The 21,452-nt window shown below is 60.9% G+C and carries 19 protein-coding genes; 4 read left to right on the plus strand and 15 right to left on the minus strand.

What is annotated here, in order from left to right; genetic code table 11:
* Positions 1-15 precede the first annotated feature (15 nt).
* On the minus strand, positions 16-1,416 hold the full coding sequence (locus tag J3P85_RS00860) for an FAD-binding oxidoreductase (RefSeq protein WP_434704573.1): 1,401 nt from the start codon (positions 1,414-1,416) through the stop codon (positions 16-18).
* A gap of 204 nt (positions 1,417-1,620) precedes the next feature.
* On the opposite strand from J3P85_RS00860, the gene serA reads away from it, so the two are divergent.
* A complete protein-coding gene (gene serA / locus J3P85_RS00865) occupies positions 1,621-2,850 on the plus strand; it encodes a phosphoglycerate dehydrogenase (protein WP_053117264.1) in 1,230 nt (409 codons plus the stop codon).
* A gap of 186 nt (positions 2,851-3,036) precedes the next feature.
* Here serA and J3P85_RS00870 read toward each other — a convergent pair whose 3' ends face one another.
* A complete protein-coding gene (locus tag J3P85_RS00870; RefSeq protein ID WP_434704574.1) occupies positions 3,037-3,462 on the minus strand; it encodes a DUF4399 domain-containing protein in 426 nt (141 codons plus the stop codon).
* Between the two features lie 132 nt (positions 3,463-3,594).
* Between J3P85_RS00870 and J3P85_RS00875 the strand changes: the two genes are divergently transcribed.
* Positions 3,595-4,161 carry a transporter substrate-binding domain-containing protein gene (locus J3P85_RS00875; RefSeq protein WP_411386184.1) on the plus strand — a complete coding sequence of 189 codons (567 nt, stop codon included), beginning with the start codon at positions 3,595-3,597 and terminating at the stop codon, positions 4,159-4,161.
* Between the two features lie 160 nt (positions 4,162-4,321).
* Here J3P85_RS00875 and J3P85_RS00880 read toward each other — a convergent pair whose 3' ends face one another.
* The 12 genes from J3P85_RS00880 to J3P85_RS00935 form a co-directional block, all read right to left on the minus strand.
* Positions 4,322-4,951, minus strand: a complete 630-nt coding sequence (locus J3P85_RS00880; RefSeq protein WP_434704575.1) for a class I SAM-dependent methyltransferase — start codon at positions 4,949-4,951, stop codon at positions 4,322-4,324.
* 187 nt (positions 4,952-5,138) lie between these two features.
* Positions 5,139-5,783 (minus strand): methionine ABC transporter permease, encoded by a 645-nt coding sequence (locus J3P85_RS00885; RefSeq protein ID WP_434704576.1) that lies wholly within the window; start codon positions 5,781-5,783, stop codon positions 5,139-5,141.
* Entirely contained in the window at positions 5,773-6,897 is a 1,125-nt protein-coding gene (locus tag J3P85_RS00890) for a methionine ABC transporter ATP-binding protein (RefSeq protein ID WP_434704578.1), read from the minus strand. Before J3P85_RS00890 ends, J3P85_RS00885 begins: the two co-directional genes overlap by 11 nt.
* 1 nt (position 6,898) lies before the next feature.
* The gene (locus J3P85_RS00895; protein WP_434704579.1) at positions 6,899-7,708 is read right to left on the minus strand and encodes a MetQ/NlpA family ABC transporter substrate-binding protein; all 810 of its coding nucleotides are present in this window, start codon (positions 7,706-7,708) and stop codon (positions 6,899-6,901) included.
* A gap of 161 nt (positions 7,709-7,869) precedes the next feature.
* Entirely contained in the window at positions 7,870-9,228 is a 1,359-nt protein-coding gene (locus J3P85_RS00900) for an LLM class flavin-dependent oxidoreductase (protein WP_434704580.1), read from the minus strand.
* Entirely contained in the window at positions 9,228-10,421 is a 1,194-nt protein-coding gene (locus tag J3P85_RS00905; protein ID WP_434704581.1) for an SfnB family sulfur acquisition oxidoreductase, read from the minus strand. Before J3P85_RS00905 ends, J3P85_RS00900 begins: the two co-directional genes overlap by 1 nt.
* 23 nt (positions 10,422-10,444) lie before the next feature.
* Positions 10,445-11,686, minus strand: coding sequence for an SfnB family sulfur acquisition oxidoreductase (locus J3P85_RS00910; protein ID WP_434704582.1), 1,242 nt, complete (start codon positions 11,684-11,686; stop codon positions 10,445-10,447).
* Between the two features lie 375 nt (positions 11,687-12,061).
* Entirely contained in the window at positions 12,062-12,832 is a 771-nt protein-coding gene (locus J3P85_RS00915; protein ID WP_434704583.1) for a hypothetical protein, read from the minus strand.
* A gap of 420 nt (positions 12,833-13,252) precedes the next feature.
* The gene (gene tcyN, locus J3P85_RS00920) at positions 13,253-14,014 is read right to left on the minus strand and encodes an L-cystine ABC transporter ATP-binding protein TcyN (RefSeq protein WP_186707315.1); all 762 of its coding nucleotides are present in this window, start codon (positions 14,012-14,014) and stop codon (positions 13,253-13,255) included.
* Positions 14,015-14,017: 3 nt separating this feature from the next.
* Complete coding sequence (tcyL, locus tag J3P85_RS00925) at positions 14,018-14,683, minus strand: cystine ABC transporter permease (protein WP_186707314.1); 666 nt, start codon at positions 14,681-14,683, stop codon at positions 14,018-14,020.
* Positions 14,683-15,483, minus strand: coding sequence for a cystine ABC transporter substrate-binding protein (tcyJ, locus tag J3P85_RS00930; RefSeq protein WP_027911796.1), 801 nt, complete (start codon positions 15,481-15,483; stop codon positions 14,683-14,685). The genes tcyL and tcyJ overlap by 1 nt, the downstream gene beginning before the upstream one ends.
* 315 nt (positions 15,484-15,798) lie before the next feature.
* A complete protein-coding gene (locus tag J3P85_RS00935) occupies positions 15,799-16,797 on the minus strand; it encodes a D-cysteine desulfhydrase (RefSeq protein ID WP_186707339.1) in 999 nt (332 codons plus the stop codon).
* Positions 16,798-17,461: 664 nt separating this feature from the next.
* On the opposite strand from J3P85_RS00935, the gene betT reads away from it, so the two are divergent.
* A complete protein-coding gene (gene betT / locus J3P85_RS00940) occupies positions 17,462-19,423 on the plus strand; it encodes a choline transporter BetT (RefSeq protein ID WP_434706305.1) in 1,962 nt (653 codons plus the stop codon).
* Between the two features lie 166 nt (positions 19,424-19,589).
* On the opposite strand, the gene J3P85_RS00945 is transcribed toward betT, so the two are convergent.
* On the minus strand, positions 19,590-20,330 hold the full coding sequence (locus J3P85_RS00945; protein WP_434704584.1) for an SDR family oxidoreductase: 741 nt from the start codon (positions 20,328-20,330) through the stop codon (positions 19,590-19,592).
* Positions 20,331-20,458: 128 nt separating this feature from the next.
* On the opposite strand from J3P85_RS00945, the gene J3P85_RS00950 reads away from it, so the two are divergent.
* Positions 20,459-21,349 (plus strand): LysR family transcriptional regulator, encoded by an 891-nt coding sequence (locus J3P85_RS00950; RefSeq protein ID WP_434704585.1) that lies wholly within the window; start codon positions 20,459-20,461, stop codon positions 21,347-21,349.
* Positions 21,350-21,452 lie beyond the last annotated feature (103 nt).

Below are 21,452 nucleotides of genomic sequence, written 5' to 3' on the forward strand. Positions count from 1 at the left end.
TTCATCAGGTGTTTTTTAGGCGTTAACCGCGAAAATCTTGCCCGGGTTCATGATGCCGTTCGGGTCGAATACGGCTTTCACGGCTTTCATGTATTCGATCTCCACTGGCGAACGACTATAAGTCAGGTAGTCGCGCTTGGTCATGCCCACGCCGTGTTCGGCGGAAATCGAGCCGTTGTACTTCTCGACGGTTTCAAAGACCCATTTGTTCACGGTCGCGCACTTGGCGAAGAATTCATCCTTGCTCAGGTTTTCTGGCTTGAGGATGTTCAAGTGCAGGTTGCCGTCGCCGATGTGGCCGAACCAGACGATTTCGAAGTCCGGGTAATGTTCGCCAACGATCCCGTCGATTTCCTGCAAGAAGGCTGGGACTTTGGAGACGGTCACCGAAATGTCGTTCTTGTACGGCGTCCAGTGGGAAATGGTTTCGGAGATGTACTCGCGCAATTTCCACAGGTTTTGCAGTTGGGTTTCGCTCTGGCTCATCACACCGTCCAGCACCCATCCCTGCTCCACGCAATGCTCGAAGGTTTCCAGGGCCTGGTTGGCGACCTCTTCGGTGGTGGCTTCGAATTCCAGCAGCGCGTAGAACGGGCACTCGGTTTCGAATGGCGCCGGTACGTCGCCACGACCGAGGACCTTGGCCAAGGCCTTGTCGGAGAAAAATTCGAAGGCGGTCAGGTCCAGCTTGCCCTGGAAGGCATGCAGCACCGGCATGATGGAGTCGAAGTCCGAGGTGCCGAGCACCATGGCGGTGAGGTTCTTCGGCGCACGGTCCAGACGCATGGTGGCCTCGACCACGAAGCCCAGGGTGCCCTCGGCGCCAATGAACAGCTGCCGCAAGTCGTAGCCGGTGGCGTTCTTGATCAGGTCCTTGTTCAGCTCCAGCAGGTCGCCCTTGCCGGTGACGACCTTCATGCCTGCCACCCAGTTGCGGGTCATGCCGTAGCGAATGACCTTGATTCCGCCGGCATTGGTGCCGATATTGCCGCCAATCTGGCTGGAACCTGCCGAAGCGAAGTCAACCGGGTAGTACAGCCCATGTTCTTCAGCCTTGTTCTGCAGTTGCTCGGTGACCACCCCCGGCTGGCACACGGCAGTGCGGTCGGTGAGGTTCACGTCGAGAATCTGGTTCATGTAGTCGAATGACACCACCACTTCACCGTTGGCAGCCACGGCGGCGGCGGACAACCCGGTGCGCCCGCCCGACGGCACCAGCGCGACTTTGTGCGCATTGGCCCAGCGCACGATGGCCTGGACCTGTTCGGTGGTCTTGGGAAAGACGATGGCCGAAGGCGCCGGGGCGAAATGCTTGGTCCAATCCTTGCCGTAAGCGTTCAGGGAGTCGGCATCGGTCAAGACCTTGCCAGGCTCAACCAGGGTCTTCAGCTCATCTATCAAGGCAGGATGGGTCATCGACAGAACTCTCGAACAATTCATGGTCATCCTGAGAACGCTTCACGTCGCAGGAATGAGTGTTTGCGGGGGGCGTATGCTAGCATACCGACCCCGCAGCGTAGTGCCCAACGGCTGTTCTGCGGCGACGGCTGTCACGCCGGTCGGGCCAGCATGCGCTGTCCGATTCCCTGCCATTTTTCTCCGGGACACAGGTTTACGCAGATGAGCAAGACTTCTCTCGATAAGAGCAAGATCAAGTTCCTTCTTCTCGAAGGCGTCCACCAATCGGCTGTCGACGTCCTCAAGTCGGCGGGCTACACCAGCATCGAGTACATCACCAGTTCTCTGCCGGAAGCCCAGCTCAAGGAAAAGATCGCCGATGCTCACTTCATCGGCATTCGCTCCCGTACTCAACTGACCGAAGAGATCTTCGACCACGCCAAGAAACTGGTCGCGGTTGGCTGCTTCTGCATCGGCACCAACCAGGTTGACCTCAACGCGGCGCGCGAGCGCGGTATCGCGGTGTTCAACGCGCCGTACTCCAACACCCGTTCCGTTGCCGAGCTGGTGCTGGCCGAAGCGATCCTGCTGCTGCGCGGCATCCCCGAGAAGAACGCTTCCTGCCACCGTGGCGGCTGGATCAAGAGCGCGGCCAACTCCTTCGAAATCCGCGGCAAGAAGCTGGGTATCGTCGGCTACGGCTCGATCGGCACGCAATTGTCGGTACTGGCTGAAGGCCTTGGCATGCAGGTGTTCTTCTATGACACCGTGACCAAGCTGCCCCTGGGCAACGCTACCCAGGTCAACGACTTGCACGAGTTGTTGGGCATGTCCGACATCGTGACCCTGCATGTGCCGGAAACCGCTGCCACCCAGTGGATGATCGGCGAGAAGGAAATCCGCGCTATCAAGAAAGGCGGGATCCTGATCAACGCCGCGCGCGGCACCGTGGTCAAGCTCGACGCCCTGGCCGACGCGATCAAGGACAAGCACCTGATCGGCGCCGCCATCGACGTGTTCCCGGTGGAGCCACGCTCCAACGACGACATCTTCGAGAGCCCGCTGCGTGGCCTGGACAATGTGATCCTGACCCCGCACATCGGCGGTTCCACCGCTGAAGCCCAAGCCAACATCGGCCTGGAAGTGGCAGAAAAGCTGGTCAAGTACAGCGACAACGGTACCTCGGTATCGTCGGTGAACTTCCCGGAAGTGGCCCTGCCTGCCCACCCTGGCAAGCACCGCCTGCTGCACATCCACGAGAACATCCCGGGCGTGATGAGCGAGATCAACAAGGTCTTCGCCGAAAACGGCATCAACATTTCCGGTCAGTTCCTGCAGACCAACGAGAAAGTCGGCTACGTCGTGATCGACGTCGACGCCGAATACTCGGACCTGGCGCAAGAGAAGCTGCAGCACATCAATGGCACGATTCGATGCCGCGTGTTGTTTTAAGCAGCTCTGGCTTGCAATGAAAAACGGGAGCCCTAAAGGGCTCCTTTTTTTTTCTGATACAACCTGGAAACCCTGTGGGAGCGAGCTTGCTCGCGATGGCGGTGTGTCAGGAAAAAGAGCTATCGACTGAACCACCGCTATCGCGAGCAAGCTCGCTCCCACAGGGGGGGCTGCACTTTCCCAGTCTTACTTCACATTGACAGTGATTTTCTTGGACACGATCGACGGGTCGAACGGCATGTGGCCGCTGTCACCCAAGATCAATTGCAAGGTGTGCTTGCCCGGGGCCAGTTTGATGGTGGCCTCGGTCTGTGCCTTGCCGAAGTGCATGTGGTGGGCGTCGGTCGGAATCGGCGCGCCTTCGGCGGGTACGTCGTCGACATCGATCAGCAAATGATGGTGGCCGGTATTCTTGGTCACATCGCCCGCCGGGGCCAGGGCGATGTTCTTGACGCCGAACTTGACCTTGAATTCCTGGGCGACCGTGGCGCCGTCTTCCGGGGAAACGATGAACACTTCGGCATCTTTGGGCGCCGGCGTCGCGGCGCTTGCCAGCATCGAAGCGCCCAACAACAGACCGGCCAACGCGGCACGAGACATAAAGCTTTTCATTTTTTTCTCCAGTTTTTCCATGAAATCCGCCTGGCCATCACAACTTCATGGCCAATCGTTGTCGAAGCCTGCAACAACCATAGCAAAGCGAGCCTGAAACGAGCGTCGCTTGTATAAATACTAGGAGTGACCATGCGTTTCCTGCCTGGCCTGATCTGCCTGCTACCCCTTTTGAGCCCCCTGGCTCATGCCGAACTGATCGACGACATCAATGACCGTGGCGAGCTGCGCATTGCTCTCGAGGCCAACACCGCGCCCTTCAACTTCAAGGAAGACGGCAAACTCACCGGTTTCGAAGTGGAGCTGGGTGAAATGCTCGCGGCCGAGCTCGATGTACGCCCCGACTTCGTCGTCACCGATGCCGCGGATCTGCTGCCCGGTGTGGAAAGCGGCAAATACGACGTCGCCATCAATCACATAGCAATGACCCCGGAACTGGCGGAACGTTTCGACCTCAGTGCGGCTTATAGCCGTCCGGATGCGCAACTGCTGGCGAGCAAGGAAGAGCCGCAGCGTCCGTTGGTCATGGCGCAGTCGTTCCAGCCGGAAGAAAAGAGCGGCCCGCCGCCGAGCCTGGTAATTCCGTTCCAGAAGGGCAACCCGGCGTTCAAGGCCAGCCTGGATAATGCCCTGGCGCGGATCAAGGATGATGGGAGGCTGGAGCAGTTGTCGCAGAAGTGGTTGAAAAAGCAGGAGTGAAGCGTCCAAGCGATGAGACCAAGCCATCAAGCTTCATTGACTGTTGGATCGCTATCGCGAGCAAGCTCGCTCCCACACTGGAGCTGCGGTGTTCACAGATCATGAGTTCACACCTGATCGAGTGTGGGAGCGAGCTTGCTCGCGATGGCGGTCTCAAATCCTAAGCAGGTCTACGCCACACACTCGCCAGCCAAGGCTGCTGCTCCCGTGGCAGTCCCGCCGGTCGGTAGTAGTGCTCCAGCTCCACGAAGCCCGCTTCGCCAAGCAGCGCTTGCCAGGCCGCGAGGTCGTGGTAGGCGCCGAAGCGCTGCCCGTTCCAGCCTTCCTGGTTTTCGCCCCGGGGGTTGGAACTGAACAGCACGCCGCCGGGCTTGAGCGTGGCGTGCAATTGCTTGAGCACTCGCGGCAGTTCCTGGACGGGGACATGAAACAGCACCGCGTTGGCGAAAATTCCGTCAAAGCGTTCAGCCGGCAGGTCGAGCTCCAGGAAGTCTTGTTGCCACACCTCGCAGCCGCTGTCCTGGCGCGCCATCCGGGCGAATTCTTCTGAGCCGTCGAGGCCGACCGCGACATGGCCCAAGGCAGTGAATGTGCGCAGGTCGCGCCCCGGGCCGCAGCCCAGATCCAGGATGTGCAGTGGTGCCTGGCCCTGGATATGGCGCAGCAAGGCGTCGATGTTCTGGCTGACATCGTGATCGCGGGTGCCTTCGCGGAAACTTTCCGCCACGGCATTGTAATGGCCCAGGGTCGTGGCGGTGATGGCGTGCAGGTCTTCGGTGGTGTGTTTCATGATCGCGGGCTTGGGTGAGGAGTGTCAGCCGACTATACCGCAAGCCCGCTGACCTGCCTGTGGGAGCAAAGCTTGCTCGCGATTGCGGTCGTCCAGCTGGCATCCATGTTGGATGGAGTACTGCTATCGCGAGCAAGCTTTGCTCCCACAGGTTGGATTGCCCCCACAGGTCAACTGCTCCCACAGGTCAGCGTTTGTTCAAGCCCCGTGCCAGGCGGTCACCACCCAACTGGATCACCGCCACCAACGCCACCAGCAACACGATCACCGTGAGCATGATCTGGCTGTCGAAACGCTGGTAGCCATAACGGTAGGCAATGTCGCCCAGGCCGCCGGCGCCGATCGCTCCGGCCATGGCCGAGGAGTTGATCATGGTCACCAGCGTAATGGTAAAACCACCGACGATGCCCGGCAGGGCTTCGGGCAGCAGCACATGCCAGACAATGTGCCAGCGCCTGCAACCCATGGCCTGGGCCGCTTCGATCAGGCCATGGTCGACTTCCCGCAGGCTGACTTCGGCGATGCGGGCGAAGAACGGCGTGGCGGCGATGGTCAGCGGTACGACCGCAGCCCACACGCCATAGGTGGTGCCGACGATCAGCCGGGTAAACGGAATCAGCGCCACCATCAGGATCAGGAACGGTATCGAGCGGAACAGGTTCACGAACGCGCCCAGGGCCCTGTTCAAGACTGGCGCTTCATAGATCCCGCCCTTGCCGCTGGTGACCAGGATCACCGCCAGCGGTATGCCCGCCATCAATGCGATCAACGACGACACGCCGACCATCAGGAACGTGTCTATGAAACCCTGCAACAACCGATCAAACCACATAACCCAGTACCTCCACCCGTTGCGCCCAATTGCCCGCCCGTTGGCGCAGCTCTTCGGCACCCCACGACGAACCGCTCACGGCCAGCAGCAACTGCCCCAGCCCGTGGCCCTGAATCCGTTCGATGCCGCCGTGCAGCAAGCGCACCCGCCCACCGAGGGCATTGAACAAGGCGGCAAGGTCTACTTCATCATGACCAGCGCCGGTGAATTGCAGGCGCAGCACCGTCGCCGCGTCAGCCGACGCCGGCTGCACCTGCAAGCGGCTTTGCAGTTCCTCCGGGATGGCGTGTTGCAACGGCGCCAGCAGCGTCCGGCTGACCTCGTGTCGCGGGTTGCCGAAGACTTCCCAGACCGGGCCCTGCTCGACGATTCGTCCTTGCTCGAGCACCACCACCCGGTCGCAGATTTCGCGAATCACCGCCATCTCGTGGGTGATCAAGACGATGGTCAGGCCCAGCCGCTGGTTGATTTCGCGCAGCAGGCCGAGGATCGATTGGGTGGTCTCTGGGTCCAGGGCCGAAGTGGCCTCGTCGCACAGTAGGATCTGCGGGTCATGCACCAGCGCCCGGGCAATCCCGACCCGCTGCTTCTGCCCACCGGAAAGTTGTGCCGGATAGGCCAGGTGCTTGCCTTGCAGGCCCACCAGTTCCAGCAGCTCGCGGACTTTGCGATGGCGCTGCGCCTTGGGCACGCCGGCGACCTTCAGCGGCAATTCAACGTTCTGCCACACGGTCTTGGCCGACATCAGGTTGAAGTGCTGGAAGATCATGCCGATGCGTCGACGCAGTTCCACCAGGTGGTCTTCATCGAATTCGCCAATGTCCACCCGATCGATCAACACCCGGCCGCTGGTGGGTCGTTCGAGCCGGTTGATGGTGCGGATCAGTGAGGATTTGCCGGCGCCGCTGCGGCCGATGATCCCGAACACTTCGCCGCGTTGGATCGCCAGGTCGATGCCTTGCAGGGCGGCCACCGGACCCTGGGCGCCGTTGTAGGTCTTGCCCAGGCCGATGAAGCGCACGTGGGCGCGGTTCAGCTCCGGGTGCAGTTCGGTCTGGTCGGCGCTTTGCGGCGCGGGGGCTTCGTGGCGGAGTCGAGCGTTGACGGCGTTCATGTCAGCCTTCCCAGCCGGCTTGGTAGAGCTTGCCGTGGGCCTTGTCCAGGGCGGCGCGCACGGCGGGCGAGTGTTGGTAGATGTCGACGAACTTGATCAGCCGCGGGTCGTCCTTGCTCTTGGGCTGGATCACGAATTGAATCACGTATTCCTTGTGATCGAGGCCGTCGAACAGCAAGGCGGAACTGGCATCGAAAGTCTTGGCCAGGCGGATGTAGGCCGGATATCCCTGCACCAGGTCGGCGTCTTCATAGGCGCGCACCAGTTGCACGGCTTCGACTTGCAGGATCTTGAGTTGCTTCGGGTTGGCGACGATGTCGTCTTCGGTGGCCTTGTAGCCGACGCCCGGCTTGAGGCTGATCAGCCCGGCCTTGGCCAGCAATTGCAGGCCGCGACCGCTGTTGATCGGGTCGTTGGCGATGGCGACGCTGGCGCCTTTGGGCAGTTCGTCGAAGTTTTTGTATTTTTTCGAATAGAGGCCGACGTTGTTGATGATCCCCGGGGCGAAGGGCACCAGGTCGAATCCGGCGGCGGCCTTGGCATTTTCCAGGAACGGGATGTGCTGGAAGTAATTCACGTCGATATCACCGGAGGCCAGGCTGACATTGGGCGCGATCCAGTCGCTGAACTCCACCAGCTCGACTTTCAGGCCCTGCTTGTCGGCTTCTTCGACCGCCGCTTCCAGGGGAATGGCGAAGGCGGCGGTGGTGCCGATCTTCAACGGTGCGTCGGCGGCAAACAGCGCCGAGCTGAACAGGCCGAGGGCCAGGGCCAGGGTTTTGACTGGCAGGGTGAGGAAGTGTTTGGTCATGTCGGTTATTCCAGTCATTAATGGGTGAGTCTCAGGCCTTTGTGGCGAGGGAGCTTGCTCCCGCTGGGCTACGAAGTGGCCCCTAAGCCTTTTTGGGCGGGCTTCGCCCACCAGCGGGAGCAAGCTCCCTCGCCACAGGATCAGTGTCGGTAGCCACAGGATCAGTGCCGGTAGGTCGAGCCAGTGTGTTGTTCGGGCAACTGGGCCCCTGCGTGAAACAGCTTCTCGCGCAGGGTGCCGCTGGCGTATTCGGTCTTGTACGAGCCGCGTCGCTGCAACTCGGGGATCACCAGGTCGATGAAATCCACGTAGCTTTGCGGCGTGACGATGCGGGTCAGGTTGAAGCCGTCGAGGCCGGTTTCGGCGATCCACGATTCCAGCTCATCGGCCACCTGTTCGGGTGAGCCAACCACCGTGATGTAGCGACCGCCCAGGGCGTGCTGTTCGAGCAATTTGCGCCGGGTCCAATCGTTGTTCTGCAAGGTCTTGGTGGCCGACTGGATCGCGTTGCTCTTGACGTACTGGATCGGCTCGTCCAGTTCGTACTGGGAAAAATCGATCCCCGTCGACGCGGAGAAGTGCGCCACCCCGGCCTCGGCGCTGGCGTATCCGAGGTACTCGGCATGCTTGGCCCAGGCGGCGGCTTCGGTCTCGCCGACGATCACGTTCAGGCCCATGAACACCTTGATGTCTTCGGGGTTGCGCCCGGCCTCGGCGGCGCTCGCGCGGACCTTGTCCACCTGGACCTTGGTCGTCGGTTTGTTCTGGCCACTGATGAACACGCACTCGGCATGCTGCCCGGCGAACGTCAAGCCGCGCTCGGAACTGCCGGCCTGGAACAGCACCGGCGTGCGTTGGGGCGAGGGCTCGCAAAGGTGATAGCCCTCGACCTGGTAGAACTCGCCTTGGTGCCGGACCTTGTGCACTTTTTCCGGTCGGGCATAGATTCGCTGTTCGCGGTCGTTGATGACCGCGTCGTTTTCCCAACTGCCCTCCCACAATTTGTAGAGCACTTGCAGGTATTCGTCGGCCTGGTCGTAGCGGCGATCATGCTCGACCTGTGCCGTCAGGCCCATGGCTTTGGCGGCACTGTCCAGGTAGCCGGTGACGATGTTCCAGCCGACCCGGCCGCGACTCAGGTGGTCGAGGGTGCTCATGCGCCGGGCGAACAGGTAGGGCGGTTCGTAGGTCAGGTTGGCGGTGAGGCCGAAACCCAGGTTTTTCGTCACGGCGGCCATGGCGGACACCAGCAGTAGCGGGTCATTGACCGGCAGTTGGATCGACTCCTTGAGCGTCACGTCCACCGACTGTTGATACACGTCGTAGACCCCGACGATGTCGGCGATGAACAGCCCGTCGAACAAGCCGCGCTCGAGCAATTGCGCCAGGGCGGTCCAGTATTCGATCGTGTTGTACTGGGTCGATGTGTCCTGTGGATGGGTCCACAGGCCATGATTGATGTGCCCGATGCAGTTCATGTTGAATGCATTAAGGAGGATTTTCTTCTTCCCGACCGCCATCAGATCGTCCCCCGCAGCGGCGGCTTTTCATCGTTGAGGTAGAAGTTGCCCACCGCGTGGTATTTCCAGCGCACCGGGTCGTGCAGGGTGTGCACCCGGGCGTTGCGCCAGTGGCGGTCGAGGCCATGCTCGGCCAGGGTCGCCTGGCTGCCGGCCAATTCGAACAGCGTGCTGGCGGCAGCCAGGGAAATCTCGGTGCTGATGGCGCGGGCTTCGGCCACGGCAATCGAGGCGGCGGCGACCGTGTCGGCCCGGGTGTCGGCCTGGGCCCGGTCGAGGAATTCACCGGCGCGTTCCAACAGGGCTTCGGCGGCGTGCAGGCGGATGCTCACTTGGCCGAAACTCTTGAGGGTGTGCGGGTCTTCGGTGGCGACATCGCTGGTGGCATCGATCCAGGGACGGGTTTTGCTACGAACAAAATGCAAAGCGTCTTCATAGGCGGCGCGGGCGATGCCGGTGTCGATGGCGGCGTGAAGAATCTGTGCCAGCGGCCCTACCGGTGTGGGCCGTTCGAAGGCGCTCTGGAAGGGCACGATGTCGTCGGCAGCGACGTACACGTCTTCGAATACCACCGAACCACTGCCGGTGGTGCGCTGGCCGAAACCGCTCCAGTCATCGATCACCGTCAGGCCTTGGCTGTCGCGGGGGACGAACGCCAGTTGCTGCACGCCATTTTCATCCACCACCGACGTGGGGATGCGCTGGGCGTAGATCGCGCCGGTGGCGTAGAACTTGCGCCCGTTGATGCGATAACCCTCGCCGTCGCGGCGCAGTTGAGTGACGCGGTCGTGGGCGGTCTTGGTGCCAAGCTCGGCCAAGGCATTGCCAAAGCGTTGGCCGGCCAGGACTTCGGCGTACAAACGTTGCTTCTGCGCTTCGTTGCCGTTTACCCGCAGCACTTCCAGGGCGTAGAAATGATTCTGGGGAATCTGTCCAAGAGAGCCGTCGGCCTGGGAAATCAAGGCGATCACTTTGGCCAGGGTGACATTGGACACACCGGCGCCACCGTAGGCCTTGGGCACACTGATGCCCCACAGGCCGGAGCGGGAGAAAGCTTCCAGTTCCGGATATGGCAAGCGACGCTCACGGTCGCGCAGTGCGCTGTCGCGCTTGAAGTCATCGGCCAGGTCACTGGCCACGATCAGGGCTTGTTCATCGCTGGTGATCACCGCGACGTGTTGGGAAAACGGCATGTGCTGCTCCAGAGGTCGGGTCGTCAGATCCAGGAATGTCGGGCCGGCAAGGTGCCGTTCAGGTGGTAGGCGCCTATCGCGTGATATTTCCAGCGCACCGGGTCGTGCAGGGTGTGGACCCGGGCGTTGCGCCAGTGGCGATCGAGGTTGAATTCAGCGAGGGTGGCGCGGCTGCCGGCCAGTTCGAACAATTTTTCGCCGGCTTGCAGGGCGATCTCGGTGGTGAGCGCCTTGGCTTCGGCCACGGCAATCGAGGCGCGGGCGGACGATTGCGCCGTGATGGGGGCGGCGCTGACCTGGTCCAGTACCTGTCCAGCCTTGCGCAGCAACGCTTCGGCGGCGTGCAGTTCGATTTTCAGCTTGCCGATGTCGGCGATCACGTAGAGGTCATCACTGGCGCGGTCGACCTTGGCGTCGATCCAGGGCCGGGCCCGTTCGCGCACGAAGGCGATGGCATCGTCGATGGCGCCACGGGCGATGCCGGCATCGATGGCGGCCTGGATCAGTTGGGAAATCGCCCCTTGCACACCGGGCGTATCGTTGATGCGCCAGTTATCCAAGACCAGCTCGGCATCCACCCGTACATTGTTCAGCAGCACGGTGCCACTGGCCGTGGTGCGCTGGCCGAATCCTGACCAATCGTCGACGATCCGCAGGCCCGGGGTGCCGCGTCGCACGAACGCCAGCACCTGTCGGCCCTCGTCGTTCAGCGCCTTGACGGCGACCCAGTGGGCAAACAGCGCCCCGGTGGAATAGAACTTCTGGCCATTGATGACAAACCCATCACCGTCGGCGCTGATCCGGGCCTTGAGTTCGAGGGTATTGCGAGTGCCACGTTCGGGCCCGGCGTTACCGATGCGCCAGCCTTCGAGCACGCTTTGCAGCAGGATTTTCTTCTGCCGCTCGGTGCCGGTGCCGAGAATCAGTTGGAGCACGCCAAATTGGTTTTGCGGGATCTGCCCGAGGGCCGGGTCGGCGGCGGAAATGATCGCGAACACGTCGGCCAGGGTGACGAACGAAACCTGCGGGCCGCCGTATGCCCGGGGAATGGCGATGCTGCCCAGGCCGCTGCGGGTGAATTGCTCGATTTCAGCCCAAGGCAGCTTGCGTTGCTGGTCACGACGCGCCGCTTGTTGACGAGCGGCCTGTGCCAGTTCGTGGGCGGCTTTGATCGCCTCGGCATCGTTGCGCAGCACTTGTGCGGGCAACAGCAGGGGTGCGATGTCCAGGTCGCTCTGGACCTTTGCTTGCGCCAGATCCGACATTACAGCCACTCCGTGGCTGCGGGCAGAGCCTTGGCATACTGCACCGGGGTGATTGTGTTCCGTTCCATACCCACCTCACATCTCAAGAAGCGCCGCGATGATTGCGGCGAGTAAAAATCAAGAATGTCCGGTGGTCCGGTCCATATACCCTAAGCGTGTATAAATTATTTTTGAACTAACTTTTAGGAATATGGATAGGTTGGTTTTAATTTGAAGGCCATACGCTCAGCGAGGGCCAGGCAGCTTTTGTGGCGAGGGAGCTTGCTCCCGCTGGGTTGCGCAGCGACCCTTCTTTGTTTGCCAGTGGGTGCTACGCACCCAAGCGGGAGCAAGCTCCCTCGCCACAAAAGCCTGTAGGCCGCAGGAAGGGTTGCATCAGGGCTCTCGGCGGCGCGTTTCGGCGGCCATGAGCGCCTGTTTCGGTGAGGTGTTCAGATACGGATTGGCACAACCGATCTTCAACGTCCGTGGCGGTGCCCAGTGGGAGTTGTTGCCCACGCGGTCGAGGACGCAATAGGTCACTTCCAGGCGCAGGTCTTCTCCCGCTTCCAGAATGATCTGCGGCGGGACCCAGATATTGATTGGCTGGCCGACTTCGCTGGCGGTGACCGCCGGCAGGTCCATGCGCACGTCGCCCCAGCGCAGGGTCACGGCGTCGCCGGCGGCCATGTTCAGGTAGGGTTCGATGGTCAGTGGTACGCCACGTTTGATCTGGTTCGGGTTCACCCCTTGGCGTCGGATGGTGGCGGGAATGCGCACCGGCGCCAGGCCCTGGTTTTCATCGCCGCTCAAGGCCGAGGGCTGGCCGCCGGGACAGTCGAGCTTGACCTGCACGCGTTGCTTGGTTGACAGCGCCGGCCCGCGACCAACCTGCATCACCCGATAATGGATGCGCGAGGTCCCGTTGACGATGAAACTCTCCGGGATGCGCATCGTGATGCCGTCCAGCACGTCGGCCTGTGAGAGCACGCGCGAGCCGACGTAGCAGTTGTCCCAGAACAGTTCGATCAGGTCACCCGCGTCCATGCCGGGGTAGGGTGCGATGGCAACTTCCAGGTGAGCGGCGCTGGCGATGTTGATGCCCGCAGGGTGGGCATTGGCCAGGATCGGGGCGGCCAGTTCGGGACTCTTCGACTTACATGTCATGGTGTTCTCCTTGATGCTTGAAAACTAAGTCCGTTTCAGAAAGATCAAAGGCGACGAATAATGCGGCCTATTTTATTTAGGCAGTTATATGGGCTGTCTGCGCTAAATCACTGCGCAACTAAAGTCATGTACGTCGCCTGTCGGGCACTAGATAAGGGCTCTATAGTTTCAGTGTCAATAGAGTGGGTTGCTTAATAACTCATTATTAAAGGCTTCAGAAACGTCCTACGCTTGTCTGTCAAGAATACTCGGCGCCACAGGTCGTTTTCCCAGGCTTTCCGGTATTTGAAATTCTATAAATAGTGGGGGAGGTGGGTGAGGCAGAAGTTGCAAGTTGTGTCGTTTAGATGACGTGAGTAGCGATGATGTGTTAGTTGTGTAATGGCATGACTTCCATCCCTGGAAGTGATGCACGCTTACTTACTGATCGCCGTGTCCGGCAGAGAGGAACTTGCTGAGGAACTGTCGCGTGCGTTCTTCCTTGGGCGCTGCAAACAAGGCCTTGGCTTCGCCTTGTTCGACGATCACGCCTTTGTCGAAAAACACCACACGGTTGGCCACGTCCCGGGCAAAGCCCATTTCGTGGGTGACGATGACCATGGTGCGCTTTTCTTCGGCCAGGCCGCGAATGGTTGCCAGGACCTCGCCTACCAGTTCCGGATCGAGGGCCGAGGTTGGTTCGTCGAACAGGATCACCGCCGGTTCCATCGCCAACGCCCGGGCAATCGCCACGCGCTGTTGCTGGCCGCCGGAAAGGCGCCGTGGGTAGGCGTCCTCCTTGCCGGCCAGCCCGACCTTGGCCAACAGTTTGCGCCCCAAGGCTTCGGCTTCGGCACGGGGGACTTTTTTCACCACCTGCGGGCCTTCGGTGACATTTTCCAACGCGGTGCGATGGGGGAACAGGTTGAAGTTCTGGAACACGAAGCCCACCTGCTGGCGCAAGCGGCGCACCAGACCCTGTTGCTGGTTCAGCGGGCGACTGCCATCGATCTCGATGTCGCCGACCTTGATCCGGCCGCTGGTAGGCTCTTCGAGGAAGTTCAGGCAGCGCAGGAACGTGGTCTTGCCCGAGCCGCTGGGGCCGATGATCGCAACCACTTCGCCTTCTTCGATCTTCAGGTCGATGCCGTTGAGCACCACCTGACCCTTGAACTGCTTTGTCAGTTTTTCCACGACAATCATGGGTCAGGACTCCTGGTCGTGCCGATTGACCCGGGCTTCCAATACGTTCTGCAGGTGCGAGAGCACGGTGGCAAGAACCCAGTAGATCAGCGCGGCGGCAAGGTACATGGTGAAGATTTCGAAGGTTCGCGCGGTGATCAACTGCGCCTGGCGGAACAACTCCGGTACCTGGATGGTCGCCGCCAGCGCGGTGTCCTTGACCAGGGAAATGAAGCTGTTGCCCAGCGGTGGCAGGGCCGTGCGTGCGGCTTGCGGCAGGATGGCCCGGCGCAGGGTCTGGGCGCGGGTCATGCCAATACTCGCCGCGGCTTCCCACTGGCCGCGCTCGATGGAACTGATGGCGGCCCGCAGGATTTCACACGCATAGGCAGCCATGTTCAGCGAGAAACCGATAAGCGCCGCCGGCAGCGGGTCAAGTTCGAGGCCCAGTTGCGGCAGTCCGTAGTAGATCAGGAATAACTGCACCAGCAATGGCGTGCCGCGAAAGAACGACACGTACATGCGGGCGATCCAGTTGATCACCTTGAGACGCGACAGGCGCATCAGCGCCAGGCCGAACCCCAGCAGCAAGCCGAAGAACATGCCGCCGAGGCTGAGGATGACCGTGTAGTACGCGCCCTTGAGCAAGAAGGGCGCGGAGTCCAGTGCGAGTTGAAGTGCTGCTTCCATTATTGGGTGACGTCAGCGCTGAAGTATTTTTCCGAAAGCTTCTTCAGCGTACCGTCGGCGCGCAGTTTCTCGATGGCCTTGTTCACGGCTGCCAACAATTCTGGTTCGCCTTTGCGCAGGGCAATACCGGATTCCTGGCGGGAGAAGGCTTCGCTGGTGACGGTGGTGTCCTTGGCTTTCTTGGCGTATTCCAGGGCGGCCAGGCGGTCGATCAGGATGGTATCGATACGGCCGACGCGCAGGTCTTGGAATTTTGTCGGATCGTCGTCGTAGGTTTTGACCTGGGCGCCCGGTACTTCTGCCTTGACCCACTGTTCGTAGTTGGTGCCCAGGCCCACGCCGACTTTTTTACCGTCCAGGTCAGCGGCCTTCTTGATGTTCAGCTCATCGGCTTTCTTGGTCAGGACCAGCGCTTGAATCCCGGAAACGGTGTACGGCTCGGAGAAGTCGTACTTTTTCTTACGTTCCTCGGAGATGGTGACTTGGTTGACTACAGCGTCCAGACGCTTGGATTCCAACGCCGCGAGAATGCCCGCCCATGGAGTGGTCTGCAGCTTGACCTTCACACCCAGCTCCTTGGCCAGGGCTTCGGAAAACTCCACTTCGAAGCCGGTCAGTTTGCCGCTTTCATCCACGAAGCTGAACGGTGGATAAGTGCCTTCCAAGCCGATCTTGATTTCACCGGCATCCTTGATTTTCTGCAGTTGCTCACCGGCAACCGCTTGCCCCAACAGGCCGGCGCTCAATGCCAGGCCCAGCGAACCCACCAACAGGTTGCGACGTAATGCGGAAAAATTCATGACAAGCCCCTGTGTTTTCTTATGAAGAGGTTATTTTGGTTGAGATAAGGCGTAGCCGCGATCCAAAAAGATTGCCACATCCTGCCTTAAAGCAGCCTGGGCGTCTCGCGGCAAATGCGCCTGCGGCGAGACTATAGGGTGGCTTTTATAGATTGGAAAATAATATTAAATCAAGCACATATGCTTATTTGGAATGAAGGCCGGTGGGAGCGAGCTTGCTCGCGATGGCGGTGTGTCAGTTGAACAATTGTCGGCTGATCGACCGCTATCGCGAGCGAGCTCGCTCCCACAAAAAGCCTTCCATCGAGTCTTCCACTAAGCCTGGAACGCTGCGTCATAGGCAAACAGCGCCGGTGCGCCGCCGGTGTGCAGGAAGATGATCGGGCCTTCGTCGAAACGGTTGCGACCCACGCCGTCAAGCAGGCCGGCCATGGCCTTGCCGGTGTAGACCGGATCGAGCAACAGCCCTTCCTGGCTGGCCAGCAGCTTGATCGCCGCCAGTGTCCCGGCGTTCGGTTCGCCGTAGCGGGGAGCGAAATACTCGTCCCACAGGTTCACTTTGAACGCTTCTGGCAGGGCGATTTCGAGCAACGCGGCCGTGCGCTCGGCCAGGCCCTGGACCTTCGGAAACTGGTCTTCCTCGCTGCGCGAAACCGTGACGCCAATGACCGGAAGCGCCGGCAGGCTTTCGCTCAAGGCCAACGCCAGGCCACTGTGGGTCCCGGCACTGCCCGAGGCCAATACCACGGCGGCGAACTCGATCCCGGTGTCCTTGATCTGCTCGGCCAGTTCCAGGCCGGCGCGTACATAACCCAGCGCACCCAAGGCGTTCGAACCACCAATCGGCACCAGATAGGGCTTTTTCCCATTGCTGCGCAGGCGACCGGCGAGGGCCTGCAATTGCTCATCGGCGTTGTCCAGGTTTGCCACCAATTCGACCTTGGCGTCGAACAGCTCCAGCAGCAGCCGGTTGCCGTTGCCCAGGTAATTGCTGTCTTCGGTGCCGATAGGGTTTTCCAGCAAGGCCACGCAGCCCAGGCCGAGCTTCGCGGCCAGGGCGGCGGTCTGGCGCACGTGGTTGGATTGGATCGCCCCGGCGGTGATGAGGGTATCGGCGCCTTGGGCGATGGCATCGGCGGCCAGGTATTCGAGCTTGCGCAGTTTGTTGCCGCCCAAGGCCAGGGGCGTCAGGTCGTCGCGCTTGATATAGAGGTCGCGGCCGAGCCAGGTGGAGAGGCGGTCGAGTTTTTCCAGCGGTGTCGGATGGCCGAGCAGGTCGAGACGATTAAAGCGAGACAGCTGTTGTTTGATCATGGGTCCGTACTGGTTGTAGGCGATGCCTGGACTATAGGCACGCGGATATTCAGGGGCAACCGGCATGTTTGTGTCCGAGCGTGGGTCTGGCGACACCGCCGCCGGTTTGTCTTGTTGCCGGACCTGTGGGGGCGGGCTGGTTTAGAGAACGGTACACGTCCCGTGGCGAGGGAGCTTGCTCCCGCTGGGGCGCGTAGCGGCCCCAAAAAGCGATGAGTGCTTCGCACTCAAGCGGGAGCAAGCTCCCTCGCCACAAAAGCCATCACGCCATGAATCAGCCGACAACAAACACTGTGGGAGCGAGCTTGCTCGCGATAGCGGCATATCAGTAATAAATTTGCCGGCTGAACCACCGCTATCGCGAGCAAGCTCGCTCCCACGGGGTCTGTGTTTATGTCTTTGAACGCTGAACGAATGCTCCCCAGGCACCGTCATACCCACCCGTAAGCTAGTGTAGGAAACATGCCGTTTAGCCCTGCGATTAGTTCTTAGCTGCCTATTCATGTTTAACTTGAACGTTCATTCAAGTTAAACCGTCGGTTTGCTGCCCGCTCACAACAGGAGGTTTGCCTTTGCCGAGTCCGTATTTCACTGCCGCCCTTTCGCTTCCCGAGGTGCTTCGTTCATGAGCGCTTCGTCCCTTCCACCCAGCGGCCTGGTCCGCATGAACCCGCCGGTCTTTTACTTCGCCGCGGCGTTCATTCTGCTGTTCGGCCTGGTAGTCATTGCCATGCCCGCCCAGGCCGGCGCCTGGTTGCTGGCGGCGCAGAACTGGGCGGCCAATACGGTCGGCTGGTACTACATGTTGGCGATGACGCTGTATCTGGTCTTCGTGGTGGTCACCGCCTTGTCCGGCTACGGCAAGATCAAGCTCGGTGCCGACCACGACGAGCCCGAATTCAGTTATCTGTCCTGGGCCGGCATGTTGTTCGCCGCCGGCATCAGCATCACGCTGTTTTTCTTCTGCGTGTCCGAGCCGCTGACTCACATGGTGCAACCACCCCAGGGTGAAGCCGGTACCGCGGAGGCAGCGCGCCAGGCCATGCAGATCTTGTTCTTGCACTGGGGCCTGCATGGCTGGGGCGTTTTTGCGTTCGTCGGCATGGCCCTGGCGTACTTCGCCTACCGGCACAATTTGCCCCTGGCCCTGCGCTCGGCGCTTTACCCGCTGATCGGCAAGCGCATCAACGGCCCCATCGGTTACGCCGTGGACGGCTTCGGCATTATCGCGACGGTGTTCGGCCTCGGCGCGGACATGGGCTTTGGTGTGCTGCACCTCAATTCCGGGCTCGATTATCTGTTCGGCATCGCCCATACCCAATGGATTCAGGTCGGCCTGATCGTGCTGATGATGGGGGCGGCGATCATCGTCGCCGTGGCCGGCGTCGACAAGGGCGTGCGGGTCATGTCCGACATCAACATGCTGCTGGCCTGCGCGTTGTTGCTGTTCGTGTTGTTCGCCGGCCCGACCCAGCATTTGCTCAACACCTTGATCCAGAACATCGGCGATTACCTCGGCGCCCTGCCGATGAAGAGTTTCGACCTGTACGCCTACAACGAACCCAGCGACTGGCTAGGTGGCTGGACGGTGTTCTACTGGGCCTGGTGGATCGCGTGGTCGCCGTTCGTGGGGCTGTTCATCGCCCGGATTTCCCGCGGTCGCACCATCCGTGAATTTGTCTTTGGCGTGCTGCTGATTCCCCTGGGTTTCACCTTGGCGTGGATGTCGATCTTCGGCAACAGCGCCATCGACCAGGTGTTGAACCACGGCATGAGTGCCTTGGGCATGTCCGCCTTGGAAAACCCGTCGATGAGCCTTTATCTGCTGCTGGAGACCTACCCCTGGAGCAAGACCGTCATCGCGGTCACGGTGTTCATCAGCTTCGTGTTTTTCGTCACGTCCGCCGACTCAGGCACCGTGGTGCTGTCGACGCTGTCGGCCAAGGGTGGCAACCCCGACGAAGACGGGCCGAAATGGTTGCGAGTGTTCTGGGGCGCGATGACCGCCCTGGTGACCAGTGCGTTGTTGTTCTCCGGCAGCATTGATGCCTTGAAGTCGGCGGTGGTGCTGACGTCCCTGCCGTTCTCGCTGATTCTCTTGCTGATGATGTGGGGCCTGCACAAGGCGTTCTACCTGGAATCCCAGAAGCAGATCGCACAATTGCATTCCCTGGCACCGGTCTCGGGTGCACGTCGGGGCACGGGCGGCTGGCGCCAACGCTTGAGCCAGGCGGTGCATTTCCCGTCCCGTGATGAGGTGTATCGTTTCCTCGACACCACGGTGCGCCCGGCCATTGAAGAAGTAACCGCGGTGTTTGCCGAGAAGGGCCTGACGGTGGTGACCCAGCCCGACCCGGCCAACGATAGCGTCAGCCTGGAGATTGGCCATGGCGAGCAGCATCCGTTCATCTACCAGGTGCAGATGCGCGGCTACTTCACGCCGTCCTTCGCCCGTGGCGGCATGGGGTCCAAGCAATTGAACAACCGTCGTTACTACCGCGCCGAGGTGCACTTGAGCGAAGGCAGCCAGGATTACGACCTGGTGGGCTACACCAAGGAGCAAGTCATCAACGACATCCTCGACCAGTACGAGCGGCACCTGCAGTTCCTGCATTTGGTGCGGTGATCCAAAGGGACCGCAGTACCTAATGCCTGTCAGTTAAGTAGATGCCACAGGCAAACATACAAACCGTGGCGAGGGAGCTTGCTCCCGCTGGGCTGCGTAGCGGCCCCAAAAACAGGGCCGCTTCGCGACCCAGCGGGAGCAAGCTCCCTCGCCACAGAACCAAGCCTCAGACCAGCCCACCGTTGGCCCGCAAGATCTGGCCATTCACCCAGCCCGCGGCCGGGCTCACCAGGAACGCAATGATGCTGGCAATGTCCTGCGGCTGGCCGAGGCGCTCCAGGGGCGGCATCTTGGCGTAGTGCTGTACCTGCTCCTCACTCTTGCCGTGCATGAACAGCTCAGTGGCGACCGGGCCGGGAGCTACGGCATTGACCGTGATCTGGCGACCGCGCAGTTCCTTGGCAAATACCTGGGTCAAGGATTCCACCGCCGCCTTGCTGGCGATATACACCGAGTAGCCGGGCAGGTTCAGGCCTACGGTGCTGCTGGAAAAATTCACGATCCGGCCACCGTCGTTCAGGCGGGTCGCGGCTTCGCGCAGGGTGTTGAAGGTGCCACGGGTGTTGATGGCGAACGTCTGGTCGAACAACTCGTCGCTGTGCTGCGCCAGGGGCATCACTTGGAGGATGCCGGCGTTGTTGATCAACACATCGACCTTGCCCAACTGCGCTTCTGTCTCATCGAACAGCCGACGCACATCGGCGGCAGATGACACGTCGGCCTTGACCGCTATGGCTTGGTGGCCGGCCTGGCGCAATTGCACCACCAGCTTGGACGCTTCGCTGGCGCTGTTGGCGTAATTGACGACAACGGCGAAGCCTTCGCTGGCCAAGTGCTTGGCGATTTCGGCGCCGATGCCGCGGGAGGCGCCGGTCACGATGGCAACTTTCGAGTTTTGAACAGGCATGTGAGGGTTCCTTTGTTGTTGAGGCTTGAGTCGTTGAAGCCAGATTCACATGTTTACTCTTGGCGATAAATGCCGGAAAGTTGCCTTGACTGTTCAACATTTCCCAACAATCAGAGCGCAGGATTCAGATGGATCAGGTCAAGGCAATGAGGGTGTTTGTCCGCATCTACGAGCGCAGCAGTTTCACCCTGGCCGCTGAAGACCTGAACATGCCCCGGGCCACGCTGACCCACACACTCAACCAATTCGAAGCCTGGCTGGGCGTGCGTTTGTTGGAGCGCAGCACCCGCAAGGTGCGCCCGACCCTCGACGGCGAAGCCTATTACCCGCGCTGCGTGCAATTGCTGGCGGAGCTGGAAGAAGCCGAGCTGGCGTTTCGCGGCGTGGCGCCAAAAGGCAAACTGAGGGTGGACCTGCACGGCACCCAGGCCAGGTATTTCGTCATTCCGGCGTTGCCGCAATTCATGGCCCGCTACCCCGAAATAGAATTGTTCATCAGCGAAGCAGATCGTTTCGTCGACCTGATTGCCGAAGGCGTCGATTGCGTGCTGCGCTCCGGTACGTTGGCGGACTCTTCATTGATTGGCCGGCGTGTCGCCAATCTTCGGCAGATCACCTGTGCCAGTCCCGGTTACCTGCGCCAGTACGGCGAACCGAAGAGCCTCGATGACTTGAAGCATCACCGGGCAGTGAATTACGTCTCGCGGACCACCGCCAAGCTCTATCCGTTTGAGTTCATGGTCGATGGCGAACTCAAGGAGGTGCCGATCGGGGGCACGTTGTCGGTGTCCGGCGCGGAAATCTACGCCGCCTCGGCCATCGCCGGCCTGGGGCTGATCCAATGCCCGCATTACCGAATGGAAGAGCCGATCCGGCAGGGCCTGATGCAGGAAGTCCTCACCAATACCCCACCACCGTCCATGCCGGTGTCGGTGCTCTATCCGCACAACCGGCTCATGTCGCCGCGGGTTCGCGTGTTCGTGGACTGGGTGGCGGAGGTGTTTGCACAGGCGCGTTAACGTGGTCCCCGATTTCCTCGCACTGCAAAACCCTGTGGGATGGGTACCAAATTCCGGCCATTGCCAAGCCCCTGTGGCGAGGGAGCTTGCTCCCGCTCGGCTG

The sequence above is a fragment of the Pseudomonas sp. Z1-12 genome (assembly GCF_051132015.1).
GTDB lineage: Bacteria > Pseudomonadota > Gammaproteobacteria > Pseudomonadales > Pseudomonadaceae > Aquipseudomonas > Aquipseudomonas zanjanensis.

Coding starts and splice junctions, on each gene's coding strand:
- betT (WP_434706305.1), top strand. CDS start 17,462: ATGAACCCGCCGGTCTTTTACTTCGCCGCGGCGTTCATTCTGCTGTTC.
- J3P85_RS00860 (WP_434704573.1), bottom strand. CDS start 1,416: ATGACCCATCCTGCCTTGATAGATGAGCTGAAGACCCTGGTTGAGCCT.
- J3P85_RS00910 (WP_434704582.1), bottom strand. CDS start 11,686: ATGTCGGATCTGGCGCAAGCAAAGGTCCAGAGCGACCTGGACATCGCA.
- J3P85_RS00895 (WP_434704579.1), bottom strand. CDS start 7,708: ATGACCAAACACTTCCTCACCCTGCCAGTCAAAACCCTGGCCCTGGCC.
- J3P85_RS00950 (WP_434704585.1), top strand. CDS start 20,459: ATGGATCAGGTCAAGGCAATGAGGGTGTTTGTCCGCATCTACGAGCGC.
- J3P85_RS00900 (WP_434704580.1), bottom strand. CDS start 9,228: ATGGCGGTCGGGAAGAAGAAAATCCTCCTTAATGCATTCAACATGAAC.
- J3P85_RS00885 (WP_434704576.1), bottom strand. CDS start 5,783: ATGTGGTTTGATCGGTTGTTGCAGGGTTTCATAGACACGTTCCTGATG.
- J3P85_RS00935 (WP_186707339.1), bottom strand. CDS start 16,797: ATGATCAAACAACAGCTGTCTCGCTTTAATCGTCTCGACCTGCTCGGC.
- serA (WP_053117264.1), top strand. CDS start 1,621: ATGAGCAAGACTTCTCTCGATAAGAGCAAGATCAAGTTCCTTCTTCTC.
- J3P85_RS00915 (WP_434704583.1), bottom strand. CDS start 12,832: ATGACATGTAAGTCGAAGAGTCCCGAACTGGCCGCCCCGATCCTGGCC.
- J3P85_RS00890 (WP_434704578.1), bottom strand. CDS start 6,897: ATGAACGCCGTCAACGCTCGACTCCGCCACGAAGCCCCCGCGCCGCAA.
- J3P85_RS00945 (WP_434704584.1), bottom strand. CDS start 20,330: ATGCCTGTTCAAAACTCGAAAGTTGCCATCGTGACCGGCGCCTCCCGC.
- J3P85_RS00905 (WP_434704581.1), bottom strand. CDS start 10,421: ATGCCGTTTTCCCAACACGTCGCGGTGATCACCAGCGATGAACAAGCC.
- tcyJ (WP_027911796.1), bottom strand. CDS start 15,483: ATGAATTTTTCCGCATTACGTCGCAACCTGTTGGTGGGTTCGCTGGGC.
- J3P85_RS00875 (WP_411386184.1), top strand. CDS start 3,595: ATGCGTTTCCTGCCTGGCCTGATCTGCCTGCTACCCCTTTTGAGCCCC.
- J3P85_RS00870 (WP_434704574.1), bottom strand. CDS start 3,462: ATGAAAAGCTTTATGTCTCGTGCCGCGTTGGCCGGTCTGTTGTTGGGC.
- J3P85_RS00880 (WP_434704575.1), bottom strand. CDS start 4,951: ATGAAACACACCACCGAAGACCTGCACGCCATCACCGCCACGACCCTG.
- tcyN (WP_186707315.1), bottom strand. CDS start 14,014: ATGATTGTCGTGGAAAAACTGACAAAGCAGTTCAAGGGTCAGGTGGTG.
- tcyL (WP_186707314.1), bottom strand. CDS start 14,683: ATGGAAGCAGCACTTCAACTCGCACTGGACTCCGCGCCCTTCTTGCTC.